Annotated in this window: 17 protein-coding genes and 3 pseudogenes; 11 read left to right on the top strand and 9 right to left on the bottom strand. The window is 44.3% G+C overall.

From position 1 onward, the window contains the following. The coding region (locus tag DA100_RS07450; protein WP_138971600.1) for an IS4 family transposase at nt 1–672 on the top strand (672 nt) is incomplete at its 5' end. A 194-nt stretch (nt 673–866) separates the two neighbouring features. On the opposite strand, the gene DA100_RS07445 is transcribed toward DA100_RS07450, so the two are convergent. From DA100_RS07445 to DA100_RS07420, 6 genes are all read right to left on the bottom strand, one after another. After that, nucleotides 867–1,361: a peptidylprolyl isomerase gene (locus DA100_RS07445; RefSeq protein WP_138971599.1), complete on the bottom strand. Its 495-nt coding sequence runs from the start codon at nt 1,359–1,361 to the stop codon at nt 867–869. A 181-nt stretch (nt 1,362–1,542) separates the two neighbouring features. Then, the gene (locus DA100_RS07440) at nt 1,543–2,361 is read right to left on the bottom strand and encodes a M14 family metallocarboxypeptidase (protein ID WP_138971598.1); all 819 of its coding nucleotides are present in this window, start codon (nt 2,359–2,361) and stop codon (nt 1,543–1,545) included. 210 nt (nt 2,362–2,571) lie between these two features. Next, entirely contained in the window at nt 2,572–3,840 is a 1,269-nt protein-coding gene (locus DA100_RS07435) for a HAMP domain-containing sensor histidine kinase (protein ID WP_138971597.1), read from the bottom strand. Beyond that, on the bottom strand, nt 3,837–4,514 hold the full coding sequence (locus DA100_RS07430; RefSeq protein ID WP_138971596.1) for a response regulator transcription factor: 678 nt from the start codon (nt 4,512–4,514) through the stop codon (nt 3,837–3,839). Before DA100_RS07430 ends, DA100_RS07435 begins: the two co-directional genes overlap by 4 nt. Before the next feature lie 208 nt (nt 4,515–4,722). Beyond that, nucleotides 4,723–5,097, bottom strand: coding sequence for a diacylglycerol kinase (locus DA100_RS07425; protein WP_138971595.1), 375 nt, complete (start codon nt 5,095–5,097; stop codon nt 4,723–4,725). A 24-nt stretch (nt 5,098–5,121) separates the two neighbouring features. Then, complete coding sequence (locus DA100_RS07420; protein ID WP_138971594.1) at nt 5,122–6,714, bottom strand: phosphoethanolamine--lipid A transferase; 1,593 nt, start codon at nt 6,712–6,714, stop codon at nt 5,122–5,124. A 222-nt stretch (nt 6,715–6,936) separates the two neighbouring features. On the opposite strand from DA100_RS07420, the pseudogene DA100_RS07415 reads away from it, so the two are divergent. Next, a pseudogene (locus tag DA100_RS07415) lies at nt 6,937–7,125 on the top strand (dipeptide epimerase); the annotation flags it as partial. A gap of 183 nt (nt 7,126–7,308) precedes the next feature. Beyond that, complete coding sequence (locus tag DA100_RS07410) at nt 7,309–7,815, top strand: DUF3087 domain-containing protein (RefSeq protein ID WP_138971593.1); 507 nt, start codon at nt 7,309–7,311, stop codon at nt 7,813–7,815. 321 nt (nt 7,816–8,136) lie between these two features. Here DA100_RS07410 and DA100_RS07405 read toward each other — a convergent pair. Together DA100_RS07405 and maoP are read right to left on the bottom strand one after the other, a co-directional pair. Continuing rightward, nucleotides 8,137–8,328, bottom strand: a pseudogene (locus DA100_RS07405) (glutathione synthetase); the annotation flags it as partial. After that, nucleotides 8,328–8,678, bottom strand: coding sequence for a DUF413 domain-containing protein (gene maoP, locus DA100_RS07400; RefSeq protein ID WP_138971592.1), 351 nt, complete (start codon nt 8,676–8,678; stop codon nt 8,328–8,330). The gene maoP and the pseudogene DA100_RS07405, both read right to left, overlap by 1 nt. A 316-nt stretch (nt 8,679–8,994) precedes the next feature. On the opposite strand from maoP, the gene DA100_RS21280 reads away from it, so the two are divergent. From DA100_RS21280 to DA100_RS07390, 3 genes are all read left to right on the top strand, one after another. Then, entirely contained in the window at nt 8,995–9,477 is a 483-nt protein-coding gene (locus DA100_RS21280) for a CorA family divalent cation transporter (RefSeq protein WP_240800892.1), read from the top strand. Continuing rightward, nucleotides 9,452–9,799: a CorA family divalent cation transporter gene (locus DA100_RS21275; RefSeq protein ID WP_240800891.1), complete on the top strand. Its 348-nt coding sequence runs from the start codon at nt 9,452–9,454 to the stop codon at nt 9,797–9,799. Before DA100_RS21280 ends, DA100_RS21275 begins: the two co-directional genes overlap by 26 nt. A gap of 152 nt (nt 9,800–9,951) precedes the next feature. Continuing rightward, on the top strand, nt 9,952–11,121 hold the full coding sequence (locus DA100_RS07390; RefSeq protein ID WP_138971591.1) for a MerR family transcriptional regulator: 1,170 nt from the start codon (nt 9,952–9,954) through the stop codon (nt 11,119–11,121). A 64-nt stretch (nt 11,122–11,185) separates the two neighbouring features. Here the strand turns inward: DA100_RS07390 and DA100_RS07385 are convergent, their stop codons facing one another. Beyond that, complete coding sequence (locus DA100_RS07385) at nt 11,186–11,932, bottom strand: TetR/AcrR family transcriptional regulator (protein ID WP_138971590.1); 747 nt, start codon at nt 11,930–11,932, stop codon at nt 11,186–11,188. Between the two features lie 144 nt (nt 11,933–12,076). Here DA100_RS07385 and DA100_RS21270 point away from each other — a divergent pair, with 144 nt between their 5' ends. From DA100_RS21270 to DA100_RS21260, 5 genes and pseudogenes are all read left to right on the top strand, one after another. Further along, nucleotides 12,077–12,334, top strand: a complete 258-nt coding sequence (locus DA100_RS21270; RefSeq protein WP_240800890.1) for a biotin/lipoyl-binding protein — start codon at nt 12,077–12,079, stop codon at nt 12,332–12,334. Next, nucleotides 12,331–12,600 (top strand): hypothetical protein, encoded by a 270-nt coding sequence (locus DA100_RS21265; protein WP_240800889.1) that lies wholly within the window; start codon nt 12,331–12,333, stop codon nt 12,598–12,600. The genes DA100_RS21270 and DA100_RS21265 overlap by 4 nt, the downstream gene beginning before the upstream one ends. Before the next feature lies 1 nt (nt 12,601). After that, the gene (locus DA100_RS07375; protein WP_206208554.1) at nt 12,602–12,817 is read left to right on the top strand and encodes a hypothetical protein; all 216 of its coding nucleotides are present in this window, start codon (nt 12,602–12,604) and stop codon (nt 12,815–12,817) included. Between the two features lie 112 nt (nt 12,818–12,929). After that, nucleotides 12,930–13,121 (top strand): annotated as a pseudogene (locus tag DA100_RS07370) (hypothetical protein); the annotation flags it as partial. A 96-nt stretch (nt 13,122–13,217) separates the two neighbouring features. Then, nucleotides 13,218–13,484, top strand: a complete 267-nt coding sequence (locus DA100_RS21260) for a DUF6444 domain-containing protein (protein ID WP_240800883.1) — start codon at nt 13,218–13,220, stop codon at nt 13,482–13,484. The last annotated feature ends 172 nt before the right edge of the window (nt 13,485–13,656 follow it).

The raw sequence follows: 13,656 nt of genomic DNA, 5'->3' as shown, positions 1-13,656 counted from the left end.
CTTTTACATCGTTGGCAAACGACCGGAAGCGAAAGGCATTGGCTTATTCCTATGCGCAAAGGGGCTCAATATACAACGGTTCGCAAACTGGGACGTGGAGAAGAATTAGTTGAGCTGAAGCTCTCTCCACAAGCAAAAAAGAAATGGTGTGATGCCCCGGAAATACTAGAGGCTCGCCTAATAACTAAGGTAGTTAAGGGGAAAGAAATACGACTGTTAACGTCAATGACAGACCCTTTACGTTACCCAGGAAAAGATATTGCGGAGCTTTACAGTCATCGGTGGGAGATAGAGTTAGGCTATCGAGAGATGAAGCAATATATGCTTCAAAACAGCCTTACTCTACGAAGCAAAAAACCAGAACTCGTTATACAAGAGTTGTGGGGGATGTTGCTAGCCTACAACTTACTTCGCTTCTTAATGTGCCAAATGGCTTACGACCAGAATAAAGTAATGCCTTATCAAATAGGCTTTAAGCAAGCGTCGTTGTTCTTAATAGGTCAGTTACAACTCCTTCCTGCTGTTGCGCCAGGTAGAATCCCTGAGGTAATGAACTACATACTCGATATGGCTGAGAGTTTTACGCTGCCAGAAAGGCGAGATAGGAGCTACCCAAGAGTGGTAAAAAGAAGGCCCAGTCGCTACGCGACTAGGCCTTCAAAAAGGTGTTAAATGCTTCTTAACTGACAAGCATTAAGCTTGATGCTCGCTTTTTTGTGCTTATATGCCGGCTAGACAATCGCTAAGTAGCGCATGACGGTACTTTAAAAGCACTAAAGCGATGGTATAGGCCTTAATTTTCGTGCTTATACATCACTTCATGATTTGTAGAGCCTAGATTATCGGCAGTGATACCCAACGCCTTGTTATTCTTCTATGGTTACCCGTTCAATCATAACCGTCTCTGCTGGCACATCATCATGCCCCATCCTTGATAGTGTATGTAGCTCGGCAATCTTATAAACGACATCCATACCCATTGTCACTTTGCCAAACACAGCATAACCCCAGCCGTTGTTGGTTTTTGCTGTGTGATCTAGGAAATCATTGTCATCAAGATTGATAAAGAACTGTGCGGTTGCAGAGTGTGGATCATCCGTTCGTGCCATTGCAATGGTGCCGTTAAGGTTCTTTAGACCGCGATTCGCCTCATTGGTAATAGGAGCGCGTGTTTCCTTTTCGTCCATTAATTCCGTTAGGCCACCGCCTTGGATCATAAAGCCTTTAATCACACGGTGGAAGATAGTGCCGTTGTAGAAACCATCTTCACAGTATTGTTTAAAGTTACGTGAGGACACAGGAGCTTTGTCTTTGTTAAGTTCGATTTGTATGTCACCAAAGTTGGTGTGAAGCGTAATCATTGTTTATGGCAATCTCATTGGAGTGATGGCCGCAATTATAGGTAGTGGTAGCGAGATATAACAAGTTTTTGTTCCTTTATCCGATGAAGTTGACCGTTCCCTGATTTAGGAAACGAAGCCGGTGCAAGGGTAAAAAAGTGAGCTCAATAGGCTCGCTGTTATATCTAAAGGGCAATGATGCCTAGTCGCGTTTAACGATGTTAACAAACTCCGTCATTATTGCGGCATTGGCCAAAATGCGCTGGTTGATATTCTGTTGACCAGGCGTTTCACTACAGCAGCCGAAGCGGCTTCCTTGCTGCACTAGAAACGATTCAAACGAGGTGTCAAAATGGTTGAAAATAATGCCATTTTGAACCGGACAATCATCAATCTCCCCGTCTGCTGCGACAGGAAAGAACTGTCCGAGAGTATCTCTCAAGTTTTCACTGAAACTCCCCGGAGTTTGCTGTGGTTCGAATGAATAGATGTAGGTATCTGTCAATAACACATCTTCATGGCAGGTCAGTATTCCATCTCGACTCGCGGACAACAGGGTTGGTGTATGATCCATGAGTATCTTTGCTTCGATGGATGTTCCTCTCCCTGACGTCGGAGTACCACCTTCAAGGTAAAATCCATGGTTAGGGTTTTCGCCAAGCTGATTAAATCGTTGACCAATGGCAAAGCCAGTAGGATTGACCAGTGGCAGCAAGCTCAGATTCACCTGTGCGAAAAGAGTTTGATCTAAACTCGATAGAAAATGCAGTAATCCCCATGGTCCGCCTGCCTCTTCGCCATGAAACCCGGCACTAATCATCAGGTTAGGATTAGTGGTAATGTGTTGTGACGATTGTAGCAGGCATACAGGGTATTCACCTGAGGTTCCTAATATGCTCTTGGAGAGACCAAGGCGCTCTATCTGTTGTTCCAACAAATGGTAAAAACGATCAATATCGTTAGTTTGACACTCAAAAATCTCACTATGCCATTGATAGGCTAAGGCAGTAGATTGGGCCATTGTTACGTCCTTGTTAAAAATTCGTTTTGAACGTCGTCAGCATACCAGCAAAGTTAAGAAAGTGAAGTAGATTCAAAAGGATAGCGTAGGGTAGAGTGGTGGGAACTCGCTCCCCCATCTTTGGGTAGTCTGGGAGAGCTTATCTCTAAGGCAATGGTTATCTTCTGCATTCGCATAACGATATATCTATTATTGCGGCTTAATGCTTAGTTAAGAGCAAGGGTTAAACGAAATTCGTGCCTCACAACCTGTCGTCATCCTATTCTCGATGGTGAATGTCCAACCATATCGATGGCAGAGTTCTTCGACGATAAGTAGCCCCAATCCATGTCCATCATGGTTTGAAGTCTTGTGCAGTCCCGTACCTTCGTCCGTCACCTTGATGGAGTGCTCTGAGACCTCAAGCGTCACTGTCCCTTGGTCAGAGGCGGCAATGGCATTTCGGATCAAGTTTCCAATCACCATGTTGAGCACAGCGGGTGCGGCTTTGAGTTGTGGTGCTTGGTGGAATATTAATGCTGTCTCAATGTTTTTATCTTTGGCTTGAGCGGTATTGGTTTCGATAATGGCGTCAAACTCAGCTCTATCTACCTGCCTAACAGGCGCGTCTGCATCACTACGTTCATAGCGAACAAGACCAAGTAGAGCATCAACCATAGTACTCATTTGGGTCGTCGCTTCGTTGATACGCTGGATTTGACGCTGTTGAAAGTCATCAGAGGAATTACGTTCTAACAGTTTACTCGCGCCTTTTACAATGGTTAGCGGGGTTCTTAATTCATGGCTGGCATAACGGGCGAAAGCTTGTTCGCGTTTAAGTAAGCTATGGATTTCAAGGCGATCTTTATTGAGTTGATTGGCCAGTATCTGAAACTCTGATGCTGCACCTGATGGTATTTCGAATCGATGTGCTGAGTTGCCGCTTTGTTCAGTTAATCGCTCAGTCAGGTGAATAAGTGGGGCGATTAAACGCTGTGACATGCGTGAAAGCAGGGCACCGAATATGACCAATAGCCCGGCGATACTAGTGATGACAATAAGGCTGGCAAAGATGGTTTCAGATAGCCCAAACTCAATTTGATTGATGTCAGAGACCAAAATGACGGGATGCTTGGAGCCGTCCTTCATGTAATAGCCAAAGTAGAGCATGCGTGATTTTTCACCACTACCTACTTCCCCAACGAACTCCTCTTTGTCTTCAAAATGTCTGCGGTAACTTTCTGGCACAAGGTTAATGTCGTCATAGGCTCGCGTAAGGATGTCTATCGTTATCTCGCCTTGTTCACCGTGAAGAAAACGATGAATCGCTTCATTCTTATCTATTTCAATACGCCGCTCTCCCACTTTATCTTCAGACCAATTCAGAGCCGCATAGAAGATAATATAGCTTGCTAGACCCATGATTAAGGCGACAGAGGTAAAGAAAAATACCAGCTGGCTGGTAAGTGTGCGAGTACTGGTCCTGTTGACTGGTGTCATAATGCTTTTTCCAAACGAAAGCCAACTTTGGGAACGGTGACGAGCATAGAAGAAGCAAAAGGTTTGTCTAACTGGTTACGAAGATTGTAAATATGGCTACGTAAGATATCGGTGTCAGGCTCGTTATCTTGCCAAAGCATTGAGATAATTTCCTCACGAGTGACAACGTCAGGAGCTCGCTGGCACAGCAGTTCCAGTATTGCGTATGTCGTAGGGTTGAGAGTCAACTTTGTGCCATCTCGGTAAGCTTGATGAGTTTTTTGATCGATACGTAGATTGGCGAATTCAAGCCAAGTATCTGCAACGGTTCTGCGATAGCGCTTGATCAGAGCATGCAAGCGGGCTTCAAGTATTTCAAGATCAAACGGCTTGGTTACGTACTCGTCGGCACCGTATTTGAATCCACTTAGCATATCTTCGCGGCTGTCTAACGCAGTAAGCATGAGTACTGGCGTGACGTTGCCGGCTTCTCTGAGTTTTTCGCACACACTCAAACCACTCATGCGAGGGAGCATAAGGTCGAGTATGATCACATCAAAGGTGTTTTCCAGCGCGAGCTTCAATCCGAGTTCGCCATTATCAGCGTAATCTATGATCGTCCCTTCACTTTCGAAATAGTCAAATAAAATACCGACAATTTCTCTATTGTCTTCGACCAGCAATATTTTTTTCACATTGATACTCAATAAGTTAACGTAAGCTTAGTTTCAATTTAATCACCCAGTTAGGGTCGGATAAAGCGATCTATCTTATTACTTGAACAATAACATCTAAAGGCATTGTGCAGGAAATAGTAACGCCAGATAGAATCACCTGGCGTTATTAATGTCGCATTAGTGCTGCGGTTTATCATCCTCTAAATCTAAGTTTCAGCCAATAGAGTCACCTTAACCACAGCACGGTTCCCCAAACGGTTAAACTGGATATCATGCTCAGTAGAACAAGAGCAGAACCTATATTCTTAGCGACACCTGATAACAGGTGGTAGTCGAGACTAATCCGATCAACCATGGCTTCTATTGCGGTATTGACCATTTCTGCAAACAGGACAAAAACCATGCTCAGTATTACCAGTAAGGTGTGTGTAGCGGGGAGGTCAAGCCAGAATGCAAACACAGTAAGGGGAATAAATAGCGCGAGTTCCTGTTGAAATGCCGCTTCATTTTTACATAACCACTTGAAGCCATTATAGCTATGAACAAGGGTATAGATAATGCGTAGGATACCTGTGCGTCGGATGACTAATTGTTGTTCCATATCTTAATCACTCTTAGGCTAACATTATGAAATTGTTTGACATGTTTGGGTAATGTCGAGTTCTGCATCATGGACTTGGGAACGAACACCATATAAGCCCAGTAAGCTATGAAAAAAGTTGTCATGTGACAGGATGCTATCTTTGGCTTTACGCTCCAAACACGTTTTGTTTATCCCTTTTTGCTGGGCATATTGATCTGGCATCCACATAAACCATGGAACATGAGTTTGCTCTTTGGGTGCAATAGCATAGGGCGTGCCATGCAGATATAGCCCGTTCTCGCCTAGTGATTCCCCATGATCTGAAATGTAGGTCATCATGACGTTGTATTGGTCAGAGACGCTTTGTAACTCGTCGATAACCTGAGCGAGCACGTAATCTGTATAGACTAGGGTGTTGTCATAGACATTCGAAATTTGCTGGTCGTTACAATTCTCGATATCGCTGCGGTTACAGGCGGGTTGGAATGGTGCTTGCGCATCTGGGTATCGCTGCCAATATGTTGGGCCGTGGCTACCAATCGTATGTAAAACCAGCAGTTTGTTGCGCAGTCCGTTATCGATAAAGTCCTCAGCATCCTTGAGCATGGCAACGTCAAAGCAGGTTGAACCGTTGCAGTCTTCGTTCTTTAAAGAAGCATTGATTGCGGTATAGGCTAGGTTCTTAGCAACACCTTTGTCGCCGCCATCATTATCGATCCACAGTACGTCTACTCCTGCATGTTGCAAAACATTGAGGATATTATCTTGCGCGGACGCACGAGGTTTGTTGTATGAGTCGCGGGTCATGTTAGAGAACATACAAGGCACAGAGAGTGCGGTATATGTTCCGCATGACGACACATCCTGAAAGGCGATCAGTCCTTTTTCTTTCGTGTAAGGGTTGGTATCTCTACGGTAACCATTGTAAGCAAAGTTCATCGCTCGGGCAGTCTCACCGAGCACAATCACCATGAGCGTTGGTTTTCCATTAGCTGTTGCCTCTACTTGTGCATCTGTACCTAATGGTTGATACGCCAGCTTTGTTTCAAAGTACGTTCTATTGATGTACTTGGCGCCATTAAAAATATGAGCGGGAATGATCATCTTACTTAGGTAGTGGTTGTTTCTTCCTACCGATGCATAATCTTTGTAGCAGGTCTCTGCAATGAGTCCGATACCGACAATGGCAATTAGCAAAATGCCAACTCTGGCAACAAACGCATTCTTCCAATTACGGTGGGGCGTAATACGAACCATCGCCAAAAAGAGACATGGAAAGACTCCAAAGCCCAACAAATAAAGCACGGTGGTCATATTGAAGTAGAAAGAGATCTCAGTTGAGTTTGTTTCAAACACACTCTCCATCATGGTGTAGTCAAACAGCGTCTGGAAGTTGACTTCGGCATAAAGAGCACCAGCCGAGGTGAGTATGACGAACATCATGAATGGTTTGAAAAAATAGGGCCAAGCGAACAATGAAAAAATGATGATAAATGAACAGGTAAGCAATACCGGCGTGGTATAGGCAAACAAAGGGTTAGAGACATTGGCGCTAAGATTGAAAATCGTTTTTAGAACGGGATAGTTCATTACTGTGCCAAAGTATAGTGCGCACAAGACAATAAGCGTCGTCATGTTCATCTCTATACGGCGAAAAGGTAATGATCTTGAACTTATCATAAACAATATACCTGATTGCGAGTTTTGGAATTCTTGGTAGTTATTGGTGATGAGTGTCTCAAGCGTAATGTGAAAAAAATGTCGATTGAAAAATTGACGTTAGGAACGCGGGCGAATAGATAGACGTCAGTGTGGGAGAAAACGGATTCTGGTGCGTGATAGCGCGTATCATGGCATAGTGATGGCGCAAAATGTTTAACTCAGTCTCACATGACAGTTTGTATGTTGAGGACATCATTAGCCATGAAAGCCGCGCTTCCCATTGCGACGCGGGCTGAAATCGTCGATTTGGATGGCCCCGTTTTACTTGGCAAAGACATAGACAATGGTCTGGAATATCATTCAGGCCGCCTTCACCTTGTTTGACTGTGATTGCCGGCGAATGGGTTCGGCACTTTCTGTTGATAAAGTGCCGAACGTCGTTTGTTACCAGAGATGACGGATTAGCTCACCATTTGCAACAAAATATCGCTTATTTGATTCTATTCACAATGTATAATCGTAAGTCTCTCGACGTCATGTAAATAAACGCAACACAATGGACTATTGATGAAACTACAACAAATCGACAAGCAGTTATACCGTTCACGTTTGAATGTGGTTATTGTCTCATGCATCGCCTTTTTAGCCTTATCGAGCCTAGCGGTATCACAGACATTAATTTATTTATTCCCTGCCGAATCAGGCTCTCACTTCCATTGGAATCTGCTTGGCGTTGTGGTTAGTGCGCTACTCGTCGTGACCATTTTATTCAAGTTTAAAACTCATCCCAAGATGCATGAAGTCGTCTATGTATGGGAGCTTAAACAGGCGTTAAATCATATCTATCGCAAGAGTAGAGCACTGAAAGCTGCGGCAAAGGAGGGCAATCCACAGGCAATGCTTGCACTTCAGTTTAGCTATGATGGTTCACGTCAGTTATGGCAGTTGGATGACAATACCATAACGATCAATAGCCTAGAGTCGGCGCAAAGCGAGCTTGAACAATGGGCGCAGGAGTTTGGCGTTGAGATAGATATTGCTCACTACCACGCAGAGATCCTAAAGTCGTTTTGACTCTCGTCTGTGCGTTGAGTGTTAGTGAACAGCAGACGCTTAACGCGCAAATTATTTGTGAGCACGAATGATTGTCTACTGTTCGTAACGACAACACAGTAGATTGAAGGCAACAAAAAGCGAGCATTACGCTCGCTTTATCTGTTAAATAGTCGCTGGTCTATAAACTTAGATTGCCAGAGACTCAATCAGATAGTCTAGCGTGGTATTGCTATCATCTTGATTGATGACAGTGGGTAAGAAAATGAGTTTCTTTAACCAACCGCGATTCATAAGCTCATCGAGCAAATCGTGATAGCGGAAACTACACTTGCCGATATTATCCGTGATCTTCTGGCCTTTTTTAATTACGTTGCAGAAACCATACACAGTGCTGTCTCGAATAGTCAGTCCACTGGTTGTTGTGATCGCCACGGTATGTCCACGTGCTGCGCATTCGTGAACAAGGCGAAGAGTGGTATCGGTTTCTGGGCACACGCGTTCCCACGGGTACATAAGGAAACAAATGTGCATTAGTCGTCCTCTACTAGGTCATAGCTGTTATAGTCATCATCAGAGACTGTTGGTTTACTGTTTAATGTATGGAAGCGTTTTTTACCACGAGCAAGCTTTATGTATTTCATCCAAGTACGCTCTAACTTGGTGGTTGGTTCTTTCTTGCCTTGAATAACGTCTAGGAAATCAGATTCAGCTTGATTCTCTGGAGTTAACTCACCACTTTCGAGTCCGAGTAACGTTTTTCCATAAAACGTGAGTAACTGATCTTCAGCCAGAGTGAAGTCTCCAGATTTAGAAAATCCACGTGAGAAATGGACATTGTCATAGAAGTGCGTTTTACCTTGTCGAATTTCTTGAAAAGACATTGCAATCGTCTCGATTAAGTAGGGTTATTGGTATGCGAAAGATATTCGCAGTTTGGCAAAGTTAACAACAAATAATTTTTGTCGTTATAACAATGCATTGTGATTAAATTGCATGATTTTATCGCCTTCATAATTACCCGATTAACAAATAAACAATAGACTAAACTGAGCCAAATGGCTCAACTCTCGCGTTTAGTTAAATCTCCTGTTGGATCGATGTACAAGGCAAACATATACTTCGGTAAATAACGCGACAGATGGCGTTAATCTTAGTGGTTTCACTCTCTATCGATGATAGATATTAATGGAATAGAAAATGTCGAGATTTGTTACGACGGACAAAGAACCTGAGGGCTTAATTCACGCGTTGTTACTTGATGGCAACGGCGGTAGTCGAAAATTGTCATGGCAAGAAGTCAATCAGTGGGATGAATCAGAAAGTGGCTTGTGGCTGCATTTTGATTACAGTCACCAAGAAGCGCGCGACTGGATAAAAAGATGCAGTGGACTCAATGAGATAGCTGTAGATGGTTTGCTGAACAGTGAAAACAGACCGCACGTGCTGACTCGGGTAAATAACCTCTTGCTCATCTTGCGAGGTGTGAATCTCAATCCTGGCTCCAATCCAGAAGATATGGTCTCGGTACGGCTGTGGACGAACGGCAAAATCTTAATCAGTAGCAGAAAAAGAATGCTGCTTTCGACACAAGATATTGTCGCCAACCTTAATGAGAATGCTGGCCCCGCAAAGAGAGGCTTTAAACCGACTGGCAGTGGAACGGTTAGAATGGCTGAGTGATGTTGACCGACTTGCGTTGCGTAGTATCGCCGACCGACAAATTCGCTATGTCGAAGATATCGATACGATAAAAGAGCGTGCTTCTATGGCGCAAGAGGAATTGCTCAGTCGTATTTCTGAGCAGCTAAATAATCGCAGCTATGTCTTGACGGTGATTGCCGCTATTTTCTTGCCTCTGGAATTCTTTACCGGACTAATGGGGATCAATGTCGGCGGGATGCCTGGTGTCGAAAATAGCATGGGCTTTTGGATTGTTGTGGCGATATGCTTTGGCGGAACTGCTCTGTTGGCAGTGTTTCTGTCGTGGAAAAAGTGGCTTTAATCAGCGTCTTTTCTATCCTCCAAACCACAAATCTCATATCAGCCTTCAAATTTGAGGCTCTCAGCAAGTAAAGCGGTCGAGTTATCTGTTATTAACCTGTCTATAACTTTATAGTTTATATTCCATGACCATTGAAGGAGCGGAGAGAGTTTGTGTACAAAATTTCTGAGCTAGCAGCACTTGTTGGATTGTCGCGCACAGCCTTGCTTTATTACGAAAAGCAAAAGCTGATCTCCAGTCATCGTCTATCTAACGGTTACCGTGTGTATGGTGATAAGGAGTTACAACGCGTGCGTTTGATCCAGCAATTATTGGCTGGGGGACTGACACTAAAAGAGTGCAAAGTATGCCTTGAAGCCAAGGTAGACAGGCAATTATTACGAAACCGACTTGAAGCGCTTGATATAGAGATTGAGCAGAAGCAGAAATCGCGCCGTCTTCTCGCAGCACTGCTCGGAGAAGAAGAGAGCAAAGGCTGGCATACGGGGTTAGACAAACTGGCTCCAGATGCTCATTTGGAATGGTTAATTAAGCAAGGTTTCAGCGAGAAAGAAGCGTTGCGACTTAAATGGTTATCAAAAGATATGAACGAACACGATGTATATATGGCAGACTTTATGAAAGTTTTCGAGACGCTTGAGCGTTGGGGGCCAGGCAGTGAAGTCGATACAGCCAAAGCATTTTCGTTAGTGACCTCTACACCTGAGCGGATCTTGGAGGTCGGTTGTGGCAAGGGCTTAGCTACTCAGGTATTAGCGGACGTTTGTACCGCGGAAATTGTAGCGGTCGACAACGAGCAATCAGCGTTAACGCGACTCACCGAACGTTTTTCACAGCAAGGGATCACTCATCGCCTCGAAACAGTGTGTGCAAGTATGACCGACTTGCCTTTTGATGACCTAAGCTTTGATCTTATTTGGTCAGAAGGTAGCGCATACATTATGGGAGTAGAAAAGGCTCTCAAATCTTGGCGACCTTTACTTTCTGAACATGGGTTGTTAGTCATCAGTGATATGGTTTGGCGTGCTGCTGAGCCTAGTGATGAGGCGTTGGAATTCTGGAGCCAAGAGTATCCTGACATTCAATCTATTGAGATGCGTTTGATTCAAGCTGAAAAGGCTGGCTATAAGGTGATCAACCATTTCCCACAAAGCGCACAAGCATGGCTGAATTACTATGCTCCGTTAAAGCGTCGAGTCGCAGAATTGGAAGCGGAAATGGGAGAGTCGCAGGCGCTAAAAGACATTAAGCGAGAAGTTAAACTGTGTACTGAACTGGCAGATGAGTTTGGCTACCACATGTTCGTTTTAGCCAAAAACTGACTCGAATAAGCCCTCTTAGCTATATTGGCGTGAGGGCTTATATCATGTGTTTTATCGACGCCGTTTACATTTCTTCAGTAAAATCTTCATCGGTATATTGGCTGCTATCAGAGCACTCGATCTCGTAAACCAGTTCAGACAGAGTTTGCGGATTGAGTACTATTTCTTGAGGTACTTCAAAGCGACATGCCATCATTCGGTTAAATATCTGCCAGTGGTTGAGCAGACAGACTTGTAATTCATTGGTCTCGTCGGACCATGTTTCTTTCATAAATGGCGTCAAACTCGCCGCACTGTGTGCAAACATAATCATCTGCCATTTAATTTCCCAGATTTTGACCTGATTTTGCGGGTGCTCTTGGTTGTATTGCTCAGCTAAACGATTGACGAGACTTTCTATTTCGCCCGAATTATCAATAAAGTAGTCAAATAGCGCGTCTTCTTGACGAACCGCGTCAGCAATAAACTGGATAGGTTGTTTGCATTCGAGCATATGCGCTAGCAAGCGCACAGCGAATAGGTACAACTTAATGTTTGAACTTACATCGCTGGGCATGTTGCCAATGATGGTTTGTATATAGCTTTCCATATAGCGATGGAGCCCATCACTAATCGAGTACCATATCTGTTCTTTGCTGCCGAAATGGTGACGGATGAGGCTATGAGATACCCCCGCCTTATCACTGATATTCCTCAGTGATACTCGCTCGTAACCCAGTTCGCAAAATAGGTCTGTAGCGACACGCATGATCTCACACTTGGTTTTTTCTGCGTCTTGGGCACTTCTTCGGCCTTGCTTTCGTTCAGTCATAGTTACCGTCAATTTCTAAAAACGCTCTCTTTCTACCAGAAAAGCGTGGGGATTTCATCAATCAAGCGCATAAATAGCATAGTACATTTCTGAATTTTATTGTACGAGTGGAAAATAAATATTGATCTGCCACACAATCTTTATATGCTGCACATTCGTGTAATAAAACTCGTTGAGATCCCTGATCTACAAAACAGTCGTTACGATCGCTTTATCGCTAATATTGGTGCGACTGATCGTGCATCAATGTCGTTTCAAGTCAGCGGTGAAGTTGAGGTAGTGGACGTCAGAATGGGCAGTGTCGTGAAGAAAGGACAGCTTCTTGCTTGGCTCGATCCTACCGACTACCAACTGGCATACGATGCGAAGAACGCAGAGTATGATCTGGCTTACCTGGAATGACGGCACAGGTTCGCCTGCTCAATGAAAAACGCTTTGCTAAAGTCGATATCTCACCAAGCGCTTGGATTAGTAAGAGTGGTCAACATGGCCAACTCTTCAAGTTCGATCCTCAACAGCAAGTCATTACCCCCGTTGATGTCACGCTCGATGTCAACGGCAATGTTATCGCGGGTCTTCAGCAGGGCGATCTGATTGTGCAGGCGGGTGTCGAGAATCTAGTCTCAGGTCAACAAGTAAAAGCATGGACTAAAGAGGGCGGTATTTAAGATGAATCGAATTAATTGGATTGCCGCTGGCTTATCTTTGAGTTTACTCACCGCGTGTATGCCGGAAACGGAACATCGCCCACTCAACCCACTTGTTGTTGATACATTCACTGTCGCTCAAGCTACAGAGAGTCAGTTTCGTACCTTCAATGGTCAGGTAATCGCTGTCCTCAATGATACCAAGGTAAGGCAAAAGTTGGCTGATGCGCAGGCGTGAACGGACTAAAGAATTAGTACCGCAGTTCAATGAATCGAAGGCGCGTCGTCTTGGCATCTCTAAGCAAGAAGTCTCTGAAACCTTACAGATGGCGTTTGGCGGAACACCAATCGGCTTATTAGCGATGGATATGCCTTTTAGTTTCACGGCGTTTCTTGGCTTACTTAGTCTGAGCGGAATGATTCCTTTGGTGTTTGACGCATTTTTTGGCTCAATGGCAATTACGATTATGGCGGGTCTTGGATTCGCGACGGTACTGACCCTTATTGTCGTACCGGTATTGTTTGCCATTCTTTTCCGGTAAGCGTTCACCAGCAGTCCATTGACAAAAAGTGTGAGTTAACGCAATTGATCCAACATTCCTAATTGAGTGATCATTTCTAGCCGTCATGCTTAATGCATGAAAAAGAAAAAATCTAAATTCTCATCTTCGCCGCCCGTGGCCTCAGATATCAACGAAGCGAATGCGCTGATTGTTGAGCTCTGGGAGCAGTTGCGCCACTATGAGGACAAGCTCAAAACTAGCAGCGCTAATTCATCCAAATCACCATCATCCGATGGGCCTAAAGAGCGGGCTGAAAGAAAAAAGCTCAAAGCTCTAGTGGTCGCAATCCGAGAGGAGCTACACAAGGTCACTCAGGGCACAAACGACAACTCTCAGAATTAAAACCATCTGATACCTTTGTTGAATGTTACCCAGATAGTGCCTGTTCTTGTTGTGGCGATACGAACCTTAAGATGAGTGATAAACCTTTTTATCGACATCAGGTTCATGAAATTCCCAAACCGACAATGGATATTACCGAGTATCGGCTCTTTTCTGGTAAATGCTCTCATTG

Source organism: Vibrio sp. Hep-1b-8 (genome assembly GCF_006124995.1).
GTDB lineage: Bacteria > Pseudomonadota > Gammaproteobacteria > Enterobacterales > Vibrionaceae > Vibrio.
Note: the sequence above shows the minus strand (reverse complement) of the source record. Positions and strands in the feature narration are given on the sequence as shown.

What these genes read in the sequence shown, in the direction of transcription:
- DA100_RS21260 (WP_240800883.1), top strand. Translation starts at nt 13,218, where the DNA reads ATGAAAAAGAAAAAATCTAAATTCTCATCTTCGCCGCCCGTGGCCTCA.
- DA100_RS07410 (WP_138971593.1), top strand. Translation starts at nt 7,309, where the DNA reads ATGAAACTACAACAAATCGACAAGCAGTTATACCGTTCACGTTTGAAT.
- DA100_RS21270 (WP_240800890.1), top strand. Translation starts at nt 12,077, where the DNA reads ATGCTGCACATTCGTGTAATAAAACTCGTTGAGATCCCTGATCTACAA.
- DA100_RS07445 (WP_138971599.1), bottom strand. Translation starts at nt 1,361, where the DNA reads ATGATTACGCTTCACACCAACTTTGGTGACATACAAATCGAACTTAAC.
- DA100_RS07425 (WP_138971595.1), bottom strand. Translation starts at nt 5,097, where the DNA reads ATGGAACAACAATTAGTCATCCGACGCACAGGTATCCTACGCATTATC.
- DA100_RS07385 (WP_138971590.1), bottom strand. Translation starts at nt 11,932, where the DNA reads ATGACTGAACGAAAGCAAGGCCGAAGAAGTGCCCAAGACGCAGAAAAA.
- DA100_RS21280 (WP_240800892.1), top strand. Translation starts at nt 8,995, where the DNA reads ATGTCGAGATTTGTTACGACGGACAAAGAACCTGAGGGCTTAATTCAC.
- DA100_RS07375 (WP_206208554.1), top strand. Translation starts at nt 12,602, where the DNA reads ATGAATCGAATTAATTGGATTGCCGCTGGCTTATCTTTGAGTTTACTC.
- DA100_RS07420 (WP_138971594.1), bottom strand. Translation starts at nt 6,714, where the DNA reads ATGACGACGCTTATTGTCTTGTGCGCACTATACTTTGGCACAGTAATG.
- DA100_RS07440 (WP_138971598.1), bottom strand. Translation starts at nt 2,361, where the DNA reads ATGGCCCAATCTACTGCCTTAGCCTATCAATGGCATAGTGAGATTTTT.
- DA100_RS21265 (WP_240800889.1), top strand. Translation starts at nt 12,331, where the DNA reads ATGACGGCACAGGTTCGCCTGCTCAATGAAAAACGCTTTGCTAAAGTC.
- DA100_RS07435 (WP_138971597.1), bottom strand. Translation starts at nt 3,840, where the DNA reads ATGACACCAGTCAACAGGACCAGTACTCGCACACTTACCAGCCAGCTG.
- maoP (WP_138971592.1), bottom strand. Translation starts at nt 8,678, where the DNA reads ATGTCTTTTCAAGAAATTCGACAAGGTAAAACGCACTTCTATGACAAT.